The organism is Acidiphilium sp. MT5, assembly GCF_054767495.1.
Map to the genome: position 1 here is coordinate 148,384 of NZ_BAABMR010000008.1, position 15,804 is coordinate 164,187.

At 61.5% G+C, this 15,804-nt stretch carries 15 protein-coding genes; 6 read left to right on the plus strand and 9 right to left on the minus strand.

Annotation, left to right across the window (positions count from 1 at the left end):
* Positions 1 to 29: 29 nt before the first annotated feature.
* Positions 30 to 701 carry a TVP38/TMEM64 family protein gene (locus ACYUCQ_RS10405; protein ID WP_460254460.1) on the plus strand — a complete coding sequence of 224 codons (672 nt, stop codon included), beginning with the start codon at positions 30 to 32 and terminating at the stop codon, positions 699 to 701.
* On the opposite strand, the gene rlmN is transcribed toward ACYUCQ_RS10405, so the two are convergent.
* From rlmN to ACYUCQ_RS10420, 3 genes are read right to left on the minus strand one after another with little or no spacing between them, the layout of a single operon-like run.
* On the minus strand, positions 695 to 1,858 hold the full coding sequence (gene rlmN / locus ACYUCQ_RS10410; protein WP_460254461.1) for a dual-specificity RNA methyltransferase RlmN: 1,164 nt from the start codon (positions 1,856 to 1,858) through the stop codon (positions 695 to 697). The genes ACYUCQ_RS10405 and rlmN overlap by 7 nt on opposite strands.
* A 2-nt stretch (positions 1,859 to 1,860) precedes the next feature.
* A complete protein-coding gene (locus ACYUCQ_RS10415) occupies positions 1,861 to 2,379 on the minus strand; it encodes an invasion associated locus B family protein (protein ID WP_460254462.1) in 519 nt (172 codons plus the stop codon).
* 57 nt (positions 2,380 to 2,436) lie between these two features.
* Entirely contained in the window at positions 2,437 to 3,306 is an 870-nt protein-coding gene (locus ACYUCQ_RS10420; protein WP_460254463.1) for a lysostaphin resistance A-like protein, read from the minus strand.
* Between the two features lie 65 nt (positions 3,307 to 3,371).
* On the opposite strand from ACYUCQ_RS10420, the gene ACYUCQ_RS10425 reads away from it, so the two are divergent.
* Entirely contained in the window at positions 3,372 to 4,544 is a 1,173-nt protein-coding gene (locus tag ACYUCQ_RS10425; protein ID WP_460254464.1) for an acyltransferase family protein, read from the plus strand.
* On the opposite strand, the gene ACYUCQ_RS10430 is transcribed toward ACYUCQ_RS10425, so the two are convergent.
* From ACYUCQ_RS10430 to hemC, 4 genes are all read right to left on the minus strand, one after another.
* A complete protein-coding gene (locus ACYUCQ_RS10430; RefSeq protein ID WP_460254465.1) occupies positions 4,495 to 5,709 on the minus strand; it encodes a heme biosynthesis HemY N-terminal domain-containing protein in 1,215 nt (404 codons plus the stop codon). The genes ACYUCQ_RS10425 and ACYUCQ_RS10430 overlap by 50 nt on opposite strands.
* Positions 5,709 to 6,647 (minus strand): hypothetical protein, encoded by a 939-nt coding sequence (locus ACYUCQ_RS10435; protein WP_460254466.1) that lies wholly within the window; start codon positions 6,645 to 6,647, stop codon positions 5,709 to 5,711. The genes ACYUCQ_RS10430 and ACYUCQ_RS10435 overlap by 1 nt, the downstream gene beginning before the upstream one ends.
* A gap of 65 nt (positions 6,648 to 6,712) precedes the next feature.
* Positions 6,713 to 7,417 (minus strand): uroporphyrinogen-III synthase, encoded by a 705-nt coding sequence (locus ACYUCQ_RS10440; RefSeq protein WP_460254467.1) that lies wholly within the window; start codon positions 7,415 to 7,417, stop codon positions 6,713 to 6,715.
* Positions 7,418 to 7,428: 11 nt separating this feature from the next.
* Positions 7,429 to 8,442, minus strand: coding sequence for a hydroxymethylbilane synthase (gene hemC / locus ACYUCQ_RS10445; RefSeq protein WP_460254468.1), 1,014 nt, complete (start codon positions 8,440 to 8,442; stop codon positions 7,429 to 7,431).
* Positions 8,443 to 8,465: 23 nt separating this feature from the next.
* On the opposite strand from hemC, the gene tsaD reads away from it, so the two are divergent.
* The 4 genes from tsaD (at position 8,466) to glgA (ending at position 15,070) form a co-directional block, all read left to right on the plus strand.
* Positions 8,466 to 9,533: a tRNA (adenosine(37)-N6)-threonylcarbamoyltransferase complex transferase subunit TsaD gene (gene tsaD / locus ACYUCQ_RS10450; protein WP_460254469.1), complete on the plus strand. Its 1,068-nt coding sequence runs from the start codon at positions 8,466 to 8,468 to the stop codon at positions 9,531 to 9,533.
* A 155-nt stretch (positions 9,534 to 9,688) separates the two neighbouring features.
* Entirely contained in the window at positions 9,689 to 12,199 is a 2,511-nt protein-coding gene (locus ACYUCQ_RS10455) for a glycogen/starch/alpha-glucan phosphorylase (protein WP_460254470.1), read from the plus strand.
* Between the two features lie 119 nt (positions 12,200 to 12,318).
* On the plus strand, positions 12,319 to 13,614 hold the full coding sequence (glgC, locus tag ACYUCQ_RS10460) for a glucose-1-phosphate adenylyltransferase (protein WP_460254471.1): 1,296 nt from the start codon (positions 12,319 to 12,321) through the stop codon (positions 13,612 to 13,614).
* 16 nt (positions 13,615 to 13,630) lie between these two features.
* Positions 13,631 to 15,070 carry a glycogen synthase GlgA gene (gene glgA / locus ACYUCQ_RS10465; protein ID WP_460254486.1) on the plus strand — a complete coding sequence of 480 codons (1,440 nt, stop codon included), beginning with the start codon at positions 13,631 to 13,633 and terminating at the stop codon, positions 15,068 to 15,070.
* Here glgA and ACYUCQ_RS10470 read toward each other — a convergent pair.
* Both ACYUCQ_RS10470 and crcB read right to left on the minus strand, forming a co-directional pair.
* Positions 15,067 to 15,396 (minus strand): DUF190 domain-containing protein, encoded by a 330-nt coding sequence (locus ACYUCQ_RS10470; RefSeq protein WP_460254472.1) that lies wholly within the window; start codon positions 15,394 to 15,396, stop codon positions 15,067 to 15,069. The two genes, glgA and ACYUCQ_RS10470, sit on opposite strands and share 4 nt — an antisense overlap.
* Before the next feature lies 1 nt (position 15,397).
* Positions 15,398 to 15,772, minus strand: coding sequence for a fluoride efflux transporter CrcB (crcB, locus tag ACYUCQ_RS10475; RefSeq protein WP_460254473.1), 375 nt, complete (start codon positions 15,770 to 15,772; stop codon positions 15,398 to 15,400).
* Between the last annotated feature and the right edge of the window lie 32 nt (positions 15,773 to 15,804).

Consider the following 15,804-nt stretch of genomic DNA (forward strand, 5'->3'; position numbering starts at 1 on the left):
CTGCATCGCTGCGGCGTGATCGCCCCGTGATGACGAGCGTGATCGGTGGCGCCGCCCTGCTGGCCGCCGTCGCGGTTGGCAGCCTGTTTGGCGAACAATGGAGCGGTGCCGTGCTCACGGTGCTGGAGCGCTTGCGCCATCTCGGCTGGATCGGCTGGCTGATTTTCGCCTTATTGCAAACCCTGGTCGCACTGATCGGCATCCTGCCCGCTTCGCTGCTCGGCCTCGCCGCTGGCGCGGTCTATGGCGTGGCGCTGGGCTTTGGCTTGTCAGCCATCGGCATCATGCTCGGTGCGGCCATCGCCTTCGCGCTCACCCGCTCGGCCCTGCGCCCTGCCATCGCCCACAAGCTCGCGGCCAATCAGCGCTTGGCCCGGCTTGATCACGCCGTCGGGCGCGATGGCTGGCGCTTGGTGCTGCTGATGCGGGTCTCGCCGGTGATGCCGTTTTCCCTGACCTCATACGCGCTCGGCCTGTCCGCCATCAGCCCGCGCGATTACGCGCTCGGCACCTTGGCTGCCCTGCCCGCTTTGCTGCTCTATGTCGCGATCGGCACGCTCAGCCGGTCCGGTCTCGCGGCGTTGCACGGCCATGCGCCGATCCATCTGGTGTTGATTGGCGTGGCGATCATTGCGACCGGGCTGCTCTCGCTGCGGCTCGGACGGTTAATCGCGAACGCTTTGCGCGGCGTCGATCACTGAGGATTTGCCACCGAGGATTTGAGCTGGCCGCAGGCCGCCAAAATATCGCGCCCGCGCGGGGTGCGCACCGGCGAGGCATAGCCGGCATTCATCACGATATCAGCGAAGCGGCGAATCGCATTGCCGCTTGATGTTTCATAGGTCGAGCCGGGCCACGGGTTGAACGGGATCAGATTGACCTTCGCGGGGATCCCCGCAATCAACCGGACCAATTCATGGGCATCCGCTTCGCTGTCATTAATGCCTTTGAGCATGACATATTCAAACGTGATCCGCCGCGCATTCGATGCCGCCGGATAGCGCCGGCACGCGGCGATCAACTCGGCGATATTATATTTGCGGTTCAACGGCACGATCACATCGCGCACATCATCGCGCACCGCATGCAACGATACAGCCAGATTAACCCCAAGCTCCGCGCCGCACTGATCCATCATCGGCACCACGCCGGAGGTTGAGAGCGTGATGCGCCGCCGTGACAGGCCGATCCCCTCACCATCCATGATGATTTTCATCGCGGTGGCGACGTTTTCGTAATTATAGAGCGGCTCGCCCATACCCATCAGCACAATGGTCGAAAGCAAACGCGGCGTTTCGCCTTTGGGGCTGGGCCATTCGCCATAGGCATCGCGCATCGCCATGAATTGACCGACGATTTCCCCGGCGGATAGGTTGCGCGTCAGCCGCTGGGTGCCGGTATGGCAGAACCGGCAAGACAAGGTGCAGCCCACTTGCGAGGAAATACACACCGCCCCGCGATCCTCGGTAACATCCGGGATATAGACGGTCTCGACCGCTTCCTGATCGCGAAACCGGAACAGCATTTTCCGGGTTTCATCGGCGCTGCGCTGATCGAGCGCCACCTCAGGCCGTGAAATCACGAAATGCGTGGCCAAAGTTTCGCGCAACGGCTTGGCAATATTGGCCATCAGGGCAAAATCGGTCACCCCTTGGTGATAAATCCAATGCCAGAGCTGCTTGGCGCGAAACGGCGCCTCGCCGATCGAGGCGACCGCAGCCGCGAGTTCGGCGCGCGACAGGCCGACCAAATCGCGCCGACCATCCGGCAACTCTGCGGATGGCGGGGCGAACAACGCCGTCTTCGCCAAAATGCGGGCGCGTTCAGCCTCGTTCAGCGCCAACGGGATGGCGTTCATGACTATTTCGCGCCAGGATCAGCCGGGCAGGCTTTCACAATCGCCTTATACGCACTGGAAAACCCATCAAGCCCGAAATGATCGACGACATCGGACGCTTTGGGTGCCGAGGCGGTCGCGGTCACTTTATTGCCGGCCAGAAACGCTTTGATCGTCGGCGTTTTGTGCAGCGCATAGGCCATATTGTCTTTGTAAAAGAATTTGAGCGCGGTTTTGCCCACATTCAGCACGATTTTCGCGTCTTTGCTGTAGGTGATGCCCTGCGCCAGCGAAATTTCATCGCGCTGATCGTGGCGCTCGGTTACCGTCAACATCGCCGGTGCGGCCTTGCTGCCCTTGGGCAACTGGCTCAGGGTGAAGGCGTAGCAGGCTTTATGCGCGCCAACGCCATAGGTCGCCGCCGTCCAGGACGAAAACACGCCAAGCGGCTTGGGTGCATCCGCCGCCGGTGCCGCCAAGGCGGTGGCCGTGCAGACCAGCAGCGCCGCACCACCCAATCCAATGAGAAATAGTTTTTTCATACGCGCAGAAATAGGCCGCACGGCGCGGCGGGGCAAGACGGGCGGCACCAGAACCGGTCAGAGATGCGGCGCATGACCACGCAACGCGCCAATGATAGCCGCCGCAACAATCACCCCGCCATTATAGAGAACATGCAGCACCATCGCCGGCTTGAGCGAGCCGCTACGCAATCGGAGCCAAAGTGCTGCGACGGCAAGCAGCGTGATGTCGATAAAGCCGGGCGGATAATGAATTTTTTCGGGCGCATGCAGTGCGACAAAACAGGCCGTCACAATCGCACCGCTCACCCAAACCCCATGGCGTGAGGCCAAGGCCGCAAACGCGCCGCCACGAAAAATAAACTCCTCCGCCGGTGGGGCGATCAAGATGAACAAAATCAACGAGGCGACGCGCGGCCATCCCGGTGCCAGCATTTGCTTGAGCGCGCCCAAATGCCCATCCCCATACTGCGCGAATGGAAACAGCACGGTCAAACCAGTAGCCACCGCGACAATCACGAGTGCGAGCAGCACCGCCACCCCATAAAACCGCGCCTGCGCCGCGCACCAAGCCACGCCCGTCGATGACGCCTCATAGAGCCGGGGACCAACCCGGTCGGTGATATATTTTGCCGACCAAATCGCGGCGATCACATAAGCACCAATGCCCAAAGCCGTGATGAACTGCGCATCCGGCGGCGGGGGCATAAGCGCGTTGCCCAGGTGAAACGGGTTGATGGTTTGATGATTTGCCGCCGCCTGCAAACCGCGATGCACGCCGATCATAATCCCGAAAATGAAGCCGCGCGCCAATATCGCGACAATGCCCACCAAAAGCTGCACCAGGAAAAAACCGATCATCAACACCCAGCCCTGACGCGGGCCAAACGGGCGGGCGCCCAATGGTTGCCGGGTGATGCGATCGGGCGTGCTGGACCAAGGGCTCATCACATTATCAATGTCGGGGAGATTAATGGGTGGCAAGCAACTTGAAGTTGTGTCACGGTCAGATCATGTCCGCCGAAACGCTCCCGCAGCAGCGTCCCTCAGCCCCCCGCCTGCACCTATTTGATGGGCTGCGCGGTGTGCTCGCTATTTACGTAATGCTCGGCCATCTGACGCCGATGCTGCCATTACCCACTTTTTGGGCCCATGGTCTGGGCTTACTCTTCGGCCACGGTTTCGCCGCAGTTAATTTATTTTTTGCGTTGTCGGGCTTGGTGATCGTGCAATCGCTGGCGCGGTTCGAAGGGCGGATCGGGGCGTTTTGGCTGGCCCGGGCACAGCGTTTGCTGCCGGTTTATTATCTGGTGCTCAGCGTCGCGATCCTGGGCCTTGCGTTGCCGACGCCATTTTCGGTGATGCCGTGGCTGCATCAGGGTGATGTCGCCCATCAAATCTGGGAATTGAGCCTGCCCACCAAACTCGGCGCGCATATTTTAGTTCATCTTTTTCTCGCCCAAGGGGTGCTGCTGCGCCATAGCCTGACCGATGCGCAATTTTCACTCCTCGGCCCGTCTTGGAGCCTGTCCACCGAATGGCAATTCTACGCTCTGATTGCCCTGCTCTCGCTCAAATTTCGCCCCACCGCCACCGGCTTGGCCCCCTTGGTTTGGATTTTTCTCGCGCTCGCATTGGCCGGCCGGGCCTATGCCGCCTTGGCCCCGCTCGATTGGCAGTTTCATCGCGCCTTCCTGCCCAACGAGGCGGGATATTTCGCCATCGGCATCGCCGCCGCCGGGTTCTGGCGGGGGCGGCACACGCTCAAGCTGTTTCTGGCCGCATTGCTGATCACGACCGGCCTCGGCGTCAGCCATGGCGCGGATGCCCCGACGATGCTGGCCAAGGCCCTGCCGCCGTTGATTTGGGCGATGGTGGTCAACGCCCAGCGCACGCCCGATCACCGCTTTTATCAGCCGCTCGCGGCCCTGCTCAGCCACAGGGCCGTGCAATGGCTGGGCGCGATCTCGTATCCGCTTTATCTGCTCAACGAGCCGGTCAGCCGCGCCCTTGCGCTGATCATCGGAACCGTGACCGGCCAGAACCGGCTCTGGTTCACCCTGCTCTGGCTGCCGCTGAGCCTTGGCCTATCGATCAGCCTTGCCGCCCTGTTGCATTATCAGGTCGAGCGCCGCTTCACGCGGACGCGCCAGCCACCGGCGCGGATGGCGGCATCGGCGTCGTAACGGGTGCTGGTGTCGGCGCGGGGCCGGTCCAGACCAGACTGCCAACCACGCCGCAACGCGGGCAATCATGCCGCCATTCCGGCGTCTCCGCCTGGCATTGGCTGCACACAAAGCGGGTGCCCGCCTGATCCGCCCCCGCCCGATGACGCTGCGCCTCACCCTCAAGGCGGGCCACGCGCGCGGTCTCGGCCAGTAATTTTTCTGATTCCGGGTGGTTGGGATTAAGCTCCGCCAGCGTTTGCGCCGCGCGGGCGCGTTCCAGCGGGGCCTCGATATCCTGAAGAAACGCCTTGGCGATCTCCGGGTGCGGCGCCGCCCGCCAACCGGCGCGCAAGGCAGCGCGGGCGCGGGCTTGATGCCAGGCGCGCGGAAAGCCGGCGCGCTGATGCGCCGCCGCCAGCGTCAGATAGGCTACCGAAAGGCTCGGCGTGGCCTTGATCGCCTCGCGCGCCCAATCGATCGCCAAAGTCGGGTCCGAAGCCTGCCGCGACGCCATCACCGCCAGCGCGCCCATCTCGGTCTTTGCGGTCGCCAAACGCGCCGCCTCGGCATAATCGCCGCGCGCAGTGGCAAGGCGCACCCGCGCCTCACGCAGCCAGGGCGATCCCGGATGCGCCTGCGCCGCCAAGCGCACATGCGCCTGCGCCAGCGATTGCGAGTCGGCATCATTCTGGCTCGCATGATGCTGCACCAACCCGCGCCAGCCAAGAAATCCCGCGTGCTTATGCTGCGCAAGTGTCGCAAAATGCTGATCCGCCGCCGCATGATCGCCCGCCTGTCGCGCCGCCTCACCCGCCACGTACAGGCTGATCGGTGAATCCGGCGCATGGCGCTGGGCGGTTTTTGCATGGCCCCGCGCCGCCGCCGTATCGCCGGATGCCAGCGCCGATAAAGCGCGCACCGCCGCAATCTCCCCGGTATCGCGGCGCGACGCCGCCCGCCGATCCGCCAGATGGCGCGGGGCGCGCAGCAGCGCACGCAGCACATTGATCAGCACGATCACCGCAATCGCCAGCAGCAACAGCAGCAAAATCGCAACCGGCACGCCCGCCGCGAAATGATACGAACCGGTATCAACCCGCACTGTGCCGGGCAGCGCCGCAATGCCCCAAATCACCGCCAGCACCACAATGGCGATCAGGCCAAACCGAAATGCCCGGAGCATCAATGTTGCTCCGCCATCTGGGCCAACGCCGCGCGCGCCGCCAGCAAATGATCCGCACGGGTCAGCCAAGGCTGCATGACCCGCTGCGCCGGCGCGGGTAGGGTTTTCACCGCCGCCACCGCCCCCGACAAATCGCCCAGCGCCAGATCACGGCGCGCCATCGCCAGCGTGCCATCCGCCCGGCTGCCGATCAGCACCTGGTCCCCTCGGCGCAGCGAAATCAAATCGACCACATGCGCGCGCAGCCGCGCCCACAAGCCGGTAACGCCGCTATTGGTCATACCCGCACGCTGCGCCGCGCGCGGGGCAAGCGTTTCAAATTCAGCGCGTAATTGCGCTTCGGTGGGCGGCGCCACGGTCGCATAGCGCACCAAAGCCTCGGGCGCGTTCGGGATGGTGCCGAGCTTCTGGCCCGATTCCAGCGCCATTGATGCGGTGGCCAGCATCGCCATGGTCTGCGCCTGCGCCGCCAAATGCGGCAGGCTGGCGGCACTCGCCTGCAGACGGACCATTTCTGCGTGATCGGCCAGCACCGTCGCGGAAAGCTGGGCGATTTGCGCCTGCATCGCCGCCATTTTCGCCGCGTCAGGGTCGGCAGGTGCGGATGACCCGGATTGTGACGACCCAATTTGCGACGACGCATTGGCCTGAGACGACGGCCCAGAGGATGAAGACGCGGGTGAAGACGCGGATGAAGACGCGGATGCTGCCGGATGCGGCGTTGGTGAAGTCGCCGGTGCCGACGCGGGCGGCGCACTCGGCATTGCACTCGGCGTTGCTGTCGGCGTCGGCATTGGCGTAGGAGCATTGGCGCGCATCGGCGCGGGCTGCATCGACAGTAACGGTCTGATTTTATAAACAATCGCGCCGCCCGCCGCGATGATCACCACCAAGGCCAGCAGGAGCAAAATCCCGCGCCCACGGCGTTTGGGTTTCATCGGCGGGGATGCGCCCGCAGGCTCGGCAGAGGATGTCGCAGAACGGACAGCAGAATCAGGATCGGTCATGACAAAAGCGCTAGCATATGTTTCTGGTCCGGCGCCATGGCGATCAGCACCGCACGCAACGGCAGAACCGCGAGCGGTACGGCGGCAGCCGGGCTGATCGCAATCGCAATCACCCGCCGCAAGCCCGGCTCAACCCGCGCCGCCTGCGCCAAGGCAACGAACCGCCGCGCACTCGCTGGGGAAAAAATCAGCACAAAATCAACCTCGTTCGCCTCCAGCGCCGCGACCGCCGCCATCTCCAGCGTCTCAGCCGCCACGCTCCGATAGGCAACCCGGCGGCTGACCCGCAATCCCGCCGCTCGCAAATCATCGGCCAGATCAAGGCCGTTACCCGCACCGCTGGCCAGCAACACCGCCGCCCCCGGCGCCAGCCGATGCACCATCAGCCGCGCCAAATCCTGCGCCGTGCCCGCCGCACTTTCCACATGGCGAAACCCCGCCGCACGAGCGCGCGCCGCACTCGCATCGCCCACCGCAAATAACGGCAAGGCCTGCAAGGCGGATGGCAAACCCGCCACAGCCTGACCGCTGGTCACCGCAATCGCCGCCACATTGCGCGGTGCCGCAACGATCTGCGGCTCAATATGCAGCACCGGCGCCACGATTGGCACATGCCCGCACGCGCGCAGCGCCGCTGCGGTTTCGCCAGCCCCTGGCTCCGGCCTTGTCACCAACACCATCGCGCTCCGCCGCACGACCATGGGGCGCCGCCCTAATCGAGAAAAATATCAGCCGGCGAATCGCGGCGCAGTTCTGCTCCGAGCGTCGCGCCGAGGCGTGCTGCATCACGCGCGGCCCCCGTCAGGCTGCGGCGCAGCAAAAATGTCCCATCGCCCCGTGCGGCAAGGCCGGTGAGCTGCACCTGATCATCCGCATCCAACTGTGCATAAGCGCCAATCGGCGTCCGGCATGATCCATCCAGAGCCGCCAGCAGGCTCCGCTCGGCGGTCGAAACCACACGCGCCGCCCGGTCTTCGATGCTGGCCAGGAGCGCCAGCAAATCCGGATCATCAGCCCGCGCCGTGATACCTACAATGCCCTGCCCGGCGGCGGGCAGCATGTGCTCAGGATCAAGCACCAAACTGACCTCATCGGCAAAGCCGAGCCGCTTGACCCCGGCCAGCGCCAGCAACGTCGCATCGATGCCGCCCGCCTGCACCCGATCAAGCCGGGTGCGCACATTGCCGCGCAGCAATGACACCGCCAGATCGGGCCGCGCATGCAGCAATTGCGCCTGCCGACGCAGCGAGGCGGTGCCAATCTGCGCGCCTTTCGGCAATAGGCTGCGAAAATCCGCCGTGCCGGTATCAATGCCCGGGCGCAGAATCAGCGCATCGCGCGCATCCTCGCGCGCCATCGTGCCCGCGAGAATAATGCCATCCGGGAAGCTGGTTTCCAAATCCTTGAGACTATGCACCGCACAATCAATGCGCTGATCCAGCAAGGCTTCATGGATCTCTTTGGCGAACATGCCCTTGCCGCCAATCTCAGCCAAGCGCCGGTCCTGGATTTGATCGCCCATCACGGCGATGATCTCGATGCTGAAATCATCCGGCGCGAAGCCAAAATGCGGCCCATCTTGCCGCAAATGCGCCTGCACCGCGTGCAAAAATGTCTCGGTTTGCCAGCGCGCCAGCGGCGAGCCGCGCGTGCCGATGCGCACGCGGCGACGGCCAGTGCAATCAGTGGAGGCAGAGGCGTGATGTGTGGCGGTTTCCTGACCCATGGGCAAAGACTAATGTGCTCCGGATGGAAAAGAAAGCGGCCCCGATTCTGGCAATCGAATCTTCCTGCGATGAAACCGCCTGCGCCATTCTCGACGCTGATGGCACGGTGCGCGCCGATCTGGTTGCGAGCCAAATTGCCGAACACGCCCCGTTCGGCGGCGTGGTGCCCGAAATCGCCGCCCGCGCCCATCTCGCAATCCTACCCGGCATGGTCACCGAGGCCCTGGATCGCGCCGGGCTGACCCCTGCCGATCTCAGCGCGATTGCCGCAACCACCGGACCCGGCTTGATCGGCGGGCTGATCGTCGGCAGCAATTTCGCCAAGGCCATGGCGCTGGCGGCGGGTAAACCGTTCTATGCCATCAACCATCTCGAAGCCCATGCTTTGACCGCGCGCCTGCCCGGCATCACCCCGCTGCAGCCCGACTTCCCTTATATCTGTCTGCTGGTTTCAGGCGGCCATACCTTGCTGCTCGAAGTGCAAGGCGTGGGGCGCTATCGGCGCCTCGGCACCACCATCGACGATGCCGCCGGCGAGGCGTTCGATAAGGTGGCCAAGCTGCTCGGCCTCGCTTATCCGGGCGGCCCGGCGCTGGAACGCCTCGCCAGCGAAGGTGACCCAACCGCTCTGAGCCTGCCCCGCCCGATGCGTGGCCGCCCCGGGTGCGATTTCTCGTTCTCCGGGCTGAAAACCGCCGTCGCGCAAAAACTATTGCAATCCTCCGGCCCGCAACCAACCAACGCGCCCTTGTCGCGCCAATGGGCCGCTGACTGCGCGGCCTCGTTCCAGGCGGCAATGGTTGATATTTTTACCGATCGGCTCGATCACGCGCTGCGCCAAACCCAGGTGACCCATGTCATCGTCGCGGGCGGGGTTGCCGCCAACCGCGCCATCCGCGCTGGCCTCAGCACCATCGCCACGGCGCACGGCGCGCAGTTGATTGCCCCGCCGCTGCGGCTTTGCACCGATAATGCCGTGATGGTCGCTTGGGCCGCGCAGGAACGGCGCCGCGCATCCCTCGGCCCCGATCCGCTCGATGCACCGTGCCGCCCGCGCTGGCCGCTCAGCGCTCTCGGTCCAGCGCCCTGACGATCACGTGACCGCGGATTGGTAAATCTGTAGCGATTCGCGCATGGATTTCGATTAATCATTGCGGCTGAGCGGCAATCTGTGCAACGCTGATGCCAGAGCGGTCCAATCGGGCCTGCTGTGGGTCAAGCGTTATTGCGCCGATGAGGGTTGATATGGATGATGGACGAGACACGGTTCGAACCGGCGCCGCCGAGCCTGGGCCGCTTGGCGCGCAACCGCCCAAATTGCCGCCGATCCGCGATGCGGCGGGCTGGAGCGAGGTTATTCTCGCCAAACTCGTCTATGGGGTTGGTAAAAATATCTACGCAGCCACCGAGCGTGATTGGTTTGTGGCACTCGCGCTCGCCCTGCGCGACCGGGTGGTTGAGCGCTGGATTCAAACCAGCAACGCCGTTTATAGCGGCGGGCATAAGCGGGTTTATTATCTGTCGCTCGAATTTTTGATCGGTCGCTTGCTGTTCGACACGTTGACCAATCTTGGCCTCACCGAAATCACCCGCGCCGCCTTCCAACGGCTCGGCGTTGATTTGGATGCGGTGCGCACCGCCGAGCCGGACGCCGCTTTGGGCAATGGCGGGTTGGGCCGGCTCGCCGCCTGCTTCATGGAAAGCATGGCGAGCCTTGGAATTCCTGGATATGGCTATGGCATTCGTTATGATAACGGGCTGTTCCAACAAACCATTCGTGATGGTCGGCAGCTTGAATTCCCTGAAGATTGGCTATCCTTTGGCAATCCTTGGGAGTTTGAGCGCCCGGAACTCGCCTTTGACATCGGCTTTGGGGGCCATGTCGAGGCGATCACCAATGAGGATGGCGAAACCACTCATCACTGGCACCCCGCCGAAAAACTGCAAGCCGTGGCCTATGATACACCCGTGGTCGGCTGGCGCGGGCAACATGTGAATGCGTTGCGGCTATGGTCCGCACGGGCCATTGATCCGATCCATCTGGAAAGCTTCAATGCGGGCGATTATCACGGCGCCTTGGCGGCGGATGTGCGGGCGCAATCCATCTCGCGCGTGCTCTACCCGAGCGATGCGACGCCCGCCGGGCAGGAATTGCGGCTGCGCCAGGAATATTTTTTCGCCTCCGCCTCCCTGCAGGATTTGCTGCGCCGCCATCAACGTCAATATGATAATTTCCAGAATTTGCCGCAAAAAGTCGCCATTCAACTCAACGACACCCATCCCGCCATCGCGATCCCGGAAATGATGCGCCTGCTGATTGATGCGCATGATTTGCTCTGGGACGAGGCCTGGGACATCACCCGGGCGGTGTTCTCCTACACCAACCATACGCTGCTGCCAGAAGCGCTCGAAACCTGGCCGGTGCCATTGTTAGAACGGCTCCTGCCCCGGCATATGCAAATCATCTATATGATCAATGCGGAGCATTTGGAGCGCGCGCGCGCTGAGACGCAATCGGTCAATCTCGCCTCAGTTTCGGTGATCGATGAAAGCCATGGGCGCCGCGTGCGCATGGGCACTCTCGCCTTCATCGGCTCGCGCCGGGTCAATGGCGTGTCCGCCCTGCATAGCCGGTTGATGCAGGAAACCATATTCGCCGACCTAAATCGCATGTTTCCCGACCGGATCACCAATGTTACCAACGGTATCACCTTCCGCCGCTGGTTGTTCGAGGCTAATCCAGGCCTCACCCGGCTGCTCGTTGAAGCGCTCGGCGAGCATGTTTGCGATGATCCTGCCGAATTAGAGGGCTTGGTTGCACTCGCTGATGATACCGGCTTTCGTGATCGCTTGATCGCTTGTCGTCGTGCCAACAAATTGGCCCTCGCCCGCTATGTGCGCGATACATTGCGGATCAAGCTTGATCCAACAGCGATTTTTGACGTCCATATCAAGAGAATTCACGAGTATAAGCGCCAATTACTCAACATTCTCGAAACAATCGCGCTTTACCAATCCATGCGGACCCGCCCGACCGAAACATACGCGCCACGCGTCAAAATATTCGCAGGTAAAGCCGCCGCCAGCTACCATCAAGCTAAATTGATCATCAAATTGATCAATGATGTTGCCCGCACCATCAATGCGGACCCCACCGTGCGCGGTAAATTGCGCGTGGTATTCATGCCGAATTACAATGTCAGCCTCGCTGAAATTATCATCCCGGCTGCCGATGTCTCTGAACAAATTTCCACCGCCGGCATGGAAGCCTCAGGCACCGGCAATATGAAACTCGCCTTGAATGGCGCGCTGACGATTGGCACGCTTGATGGCGCCAATGTCGAAATCCGTGACCGGGTCGGCGCGGATCATATCGAAATTTTCGGCCTCACCGCTGAAGACATCGCCGATCATTGGCGCCATGGCTGGTCATCCGAGGCCGCGATTGCGGCCTCTCCGGCATTAACCGAGGTATTAGACGCCGTCGAATCTGGGGTGTTTTCGCCCGATGAGCCAGATCGGTTTCATCCCATCACCCAAGCGCTACGCCATGATGATCGGTTTTTTGTCACTGCCGATTTCGATGCTTATGCCGCCGCCCAACAGCGCATTTCAGAGCGCTGGCAGGACCCCGCCGCCTGGTGGCGGGCCAGCGTGATCAATACCGCCAAAATGGGCTATTTCGCCTCTGATCGGGCGATTGGCGAATATGCCGCACGCATTTGGCGCGCGCGGTCAATCTCCGCCATTGATTGAGACCATCGTGAAATGCCGCGCCAGTATGATGAAAAACTGGAAATTACTATTGAGGGCAGCGGGTTGAACACCAAATAACCGGAGGCATCGGCGATTCGTTGGTGCGGGAGGAGCGAGAAATGGATTTTGGCAACGCGACACCGGGAGCAGCGCCGGCCGGATCGATCACCCCGCTATCACGGCGCACCATGGCCTATGTGCTCGCCGGGGGGCGCGGCTCACGCTTATTTGACCTGACCGACAAACGCGCCAAGCCCGCGGTTTATTTCGGTGGCAAATGGCGCATTATCGATTTTGCCCTGTCCAACGCCATTAACTCTGGCATTCGCAATATTGGCGTCGCGACCCAATATAAAGCCCATAGCCTGATCCGCCATATGCAATTAGGCTGGAATTTTTTGCGCCGCGAACGCAAAGAAAGTTTTGACATCCTGCCCGCCAGTCAGCGCGTATCCGAAGAAAAATGGTATCTCGGCACGGCGGATGCGGTGTTTCAAAATATTGAAATCATCGAGAGCATTAACCCTGATTACATGCTGATCCTGGCTGGCGATCATATCTATAAAATGGACTATGAATTATTATTACAGCAGCATGTGACCGCGCAGGCCGACGTCACCATTGCGTGTGTGGACGTGCCGCTCGCCGAAGCCAGTTCGTTTGGTGTGATGCATGTGGATCCATCAGGACGGATTCTGGAGTTTCTCGAAAAACCGGCCCATCCGCCCGCGATGCCCGGGCGCAGCGATGTCGCACTCGCCAGCATGGGTGTTTATGTATTCAACACCAAATTTCTCATCGAGGAATTGCGGCACGATGCCGCACGCGCCAATTCCCACCATGATTTCGGTCAAGATATTATTCCTGCGTTAGTGCGCGATGGGCGCGCCTTCGCCCATCATTTTGGCCAATCTTGTGTGCGCTCAAGCGGCGAGCGCAATCCGTATTGGCGCGATGTCGGCACGATCGATGCGTATTGGGAGGCGAATATCGACCTCACCGATTTCGAACCCGCTCTTGATATTTATGACCGTAACTGGCCAATCTGGACTCATACCGAAGGCACGCCGCCCGCAAAATTCATCCATGACCAAGAAGGCCGACGCGGTCAGGCGATTTCCTCGCTGATTTGTGGTGGCTGCATCGTTTCAGGCGCCACCTTGCGGCGTTCCTTGTTATTCACCGGCGTTAAAGTCAATTCCTTCTCACAAATCTCTGGCGCCGTCGTTTTGCCAGAAGTGGATATTGGCCGCCATGCGCGGCTCACCAATGTGGTGATTGATCGCGGCGTGCGAATCCCGCCAGGGCTGGTGGTCGGCGAGGACCCAATCGATGACACACGGCGATTTCGCCGCACCTCAAACGGGATCACCCTGATTACCCAAGCGATGATTGATCGTTTGCACAATGGCTAAACCGCGCCTGAAGCCGATGAAAATTCTGATGGTGGGATCAGAAATTTTCCCCCTGATTAAAACCGGCGGCTTGGCCGATGTGATGGGCGCTCTGCCCGCGGCCCTGTCGGCGATTGGTCTTAAAGTGACAACCCTGATCCCCGGCTATCCCACCGTCATGGCGGCGCTGTCGCGCAGCGATATTATCCATCAATATCCGGATTTATTTGGCGGCGAGGCAACGCTGCGCGCCGGGCGGGTGGATCGCCTTGATTTACTGGTTTTGGACGCACCGCATCTCTTTGCACGGCCAGGCAATCCCTATCTCGATCCAACGGGCAAAGATTGGCCCGATAACGCACAACGCTTCGCAGCCCTCGCGCGCGTGGCGGCTGATCTTGGTTTGGGGTTAGTGCCGTCTTTCGCCCCCGATATCATCCATGCGCATGATTGGCAGGCAGGGTTGGTGCCGGTTTATTTGCGTTATGGGAACAAGCCTGCGCCGCCGGTGGTCATGACCGTGCATAATTTGGCCTATCAAGGCCAGTTTCCGCCTGATTTACTCGGCGCGTTGGGCCTGCCACCCAGTTCCTTTTCGATTTCAGGAGTCGAGCATTATGGTGCCATCGGGTTTCTCAAAGCCGGTTTGCAGCATGCCGATGCCATCACCACGGTTTCCCCGAGCTATGCCGCCGAAATCGCGACACCCGAGGGCGGCATGGGGCTGGATGGGCTATTTCGCGCGCGCACAGACCGGGTATTTGGAATTCTCAACGGCCTTGACACCGATATTTGGAATCCCGCCACCGACCAGGCCTTAGCCGCACCGTTCGATGCTGAGCATTTGGATTTGCGCGCCGCCAATAAATCTATGCTGGCGCGTGCGACCGGTCTTGATGAGCGATCAGACGCTCTGCTGTTCGGGCTCATCTCGCGTTTTACCTGGCAGAAAGGCATTGATCTGATCTTGGCGGCGATTGAGACCATCATCGACATTGACGGCCAATTGGTGGTGCTCGGCACCGGCGAGCCCGCGTTAGAAAACGCTCTGCGCGAGGCTTCAAGCGCCTATCCGGGTGCGGTCAAGGCGATTATCGGATTTGATGAAGGCCTCGCTCATTTGATCCAAGGCGGGGCCAATGCCTTGTTAGTTCCCTCGCGTTTCGAGCCGTGCGGCCTGACCCAGTTGGCGGCACAGCGCTATGGGGCGGTGCCGATTGTAACGCGGGTCGGTGGTTTGGCCGATACTGTGATTGATGCCAATGACGCGGCTTTAAGCGCACAGGTAGCCACCGGCATTCAATTTCAGCCCGCCCATGAAGACGGGCTACGCCGCGCCTTGCACCGCAGTGCCCGGTTGTTTCACGACCAGCCAATCTGGCAAATGATCCAGCGCAATGCCATGCGGTTAGACGTATCATGGGCGGGGCCGGCACGGCATTACGCCGCACTGTACCGGTCGCTGCACCCACGCTAACGCATCATCACTGGCCACGTAATGATCGCGCCCGCAGGCACCAAGGCGCGCAGGCGCGCAATCGCGGCCTCCGCCTGATCGGGTGCTGCGCAGAACTCAACGAGGAGTGGCAAGTCGATATCGTAGTGGAGAATATCGGCGGCATGGATCACATGGCCACCATTAAGGCCGGCGATACCACGCATGACCGAAACGCTGTCGATTCCCGGCGCGTCGCGCAGCGCGTTCAGCACCGCATCCATCAAGGCGCGGCGCTTGCCGTGATCGGCGTGATGCAAATCGAGCCGGACCATCAAAGCGGGTTTGCCTGCGGTTGCTGCATTCATGTCACAAGCTCCTTGCCAAGGCCGCACCGGCCAGAACCGCGATTAACCCAAGCCCAACCGATGAGAAGAGATAAAGGCCCGCGCGGAGCCATTGGCCATTCTCGATCAGCAACAAGGTTTCCAGCTCAAAGGTCGAGAACGTGGTGTAGCCGCCGAGAAAGCCGGTTAAAATACCAATGCGCAGCGCAGGGCCAATGGAAAATCGTTCCAACGAGGCGAAAAACAGTAGGCCGATGAGAAATGAGCCCATGACGTTGATGCTGAGCACGGCGACGGGGAAGGCCCGGCCAGCGAGGTTTTGCACCAGAATGGTTTGACCATAGCGTGCCCAGCAGCCCAACGTGCCGAATAATGCAATGGCCAGAAAAGTGCGCATGAGCTCTCCCAGATCAGAACAGGTGTGGTTTT

Coding starts and splice junctions, on each gene's coding strand:
- ACYUCQ_RS10425 (WP_460254464.1), top strand. CDS start 3,372: ATGTCCGCCGAAACGCTCCCGCAGCAGCGTCCCTCAGCCCCCCGCCTG.
- rlmN (WP_460254461.1), bottom strand. CDS start 1,858: ATGAACGCCATCCCGTTGGCGCTGAACGAGGCTGAACGCGCCCGCATT.
- hemC (WP_460254468.1), bottom strand. CDS start 8,442: ATGGGTCAGGAAACCGCCACACATCACGCCTCTGCCTCCACTGATTGC.
- ACYUCQ_RS10455 (WP_460254470.1), top strand. CDS start 9,689: ATGGATGATGGACGAGACACGGTTCGAACCGGCGCCGCCGAGCCTGGG.
- glgA (WP_460254486.1), top strand. CDS start 13,631: ATGAAAATTCTGATGGTGGGATCAGAAATTTTCCCCCTGATTAAAACC.
- ACYUCQ_RS10420 (WP_460254463.1), bottom strand. CDS start 3,306: ATGAGCCCTTGGTCCAGCACGCCCGATCGCATCACCCGGCAACCATTG.
- ACYUCQ_RS10435 (WP_460254466.1), bottom strand. CDS start 6,647: ATGAAACCCAAACGCCGTGGGCGCGGGATTTTGCTCCTGCTGGCCTTG.
- glgC (WP_460254471.1), top strand. CDS start 12,319: ATGGATTTTGGCAACGCGACACCGGGAGCAGCGCCGGCCGGATCGATC.
- ACYUCQ_RS10415 (WP_460254462.1), bottom strand. CDS start 2,379: ATGAAAAAACTATTTCTCATTGGATTGGGTGGTGCGGCGCTGCTGGTC.
- ACYUCQ_RS10430 (WP_460254465.1), bottom strand. CDS start 5,709: ATGCTCCGGGCATTTCGGTTTGGCCTGATCGCCATTGTGGTGCTGGCG.
- ACYUCQ_RS10470 (WP_460254472.1), bottom strand. CDS start 15,396: ATGAATGCAGCAACCGCAGGCAAACCCGCTTTGATGGTCCGGCTCGAT.
- ACYUCQ_RS10405 (WP_460254460.1), top strand. CDS start 30: ATGACGAGCGTGATCGGTGGCGCCGCCCTGCTGGCCGCCGTCGCGGTT.
- ACYUCQ_RS10440 (WP_460254467.1), bottom strand. CDS start 7,417: ATGGTCGTGCGGCGGAGCGCGATGGTGTTGGTGACAAGGCCGGAGCCA.
- crcB (WP_460254473.1), bottom strand. CDS start 15,772: ATGCGCACTTTTCTGGCCATTGCATTATTCGGCACGTTGGGCTGCTGG.
- tsaD (WP_460254469.1), top strand. CDS start 8,466: ATGGAAAAGAAAGCGGCCCCGATTCTGGCAATCGAATCTTCCTGCGAT.